Annotated in this window: 1 protein-coding gene; it reads left to right on the forward strand. The window is 50.0% G+C overall.

Annotation, left to right across the window (positions count from 1 at the left end; all coding sequences use genetic code 11):
• Nucleotides 1-450, forward strand: a 450-nt coding sequence (locus tag ACTHUM_RS19655; protein ID WP_440403962.1) for a calcium-binding protein, incomplete at its 5' end; no start/stop codon positions are given.
• Nucleotides 451-454: the final 4 nt, after the last annotated feature.

Raw genomic sequence — 454 nt, forward strand, 5'->3', positions numbered from 1 at the left:
AACAACAACCTCGAAGGTAACGGCGGCAACAACCATCTGTACGGTTTGGCCGGTGACGACTGCCTGGTTGGCAAGGATGGTAACGACTACCTCGACGGTGGTGTCGGCAACGACATCCTGATCGGCGGTACCGGGAACGACACTTACTTCTTCGACAAAGGTTATGGTCACGACACTATCCGTGAGGAAAGCGGTAATGACACCCTGTTGTTCGGTAAAGGCGTTGCAGCTTCCGACGTATTGCTGAGCAAATCTGGTGCTAACCTGACTGTTTCTGTTGGTACTAACGACAGCATTACCATCGACGACTGGTTTACCGGTAACAATCACAAAGTTGAAAACTTCAAGTTTGCTGACGGTAGCACTTACCAAGTAACCGGCCACGGCGACTACTACTCTCTGTCTGCTGTAAACCACATCCAAGATCAGACTCAAGCTTCTGTAATCTGATAGG

It is taken from the genome of Neisseria sp. P0021.S006 (assembly GCF_051956895.1).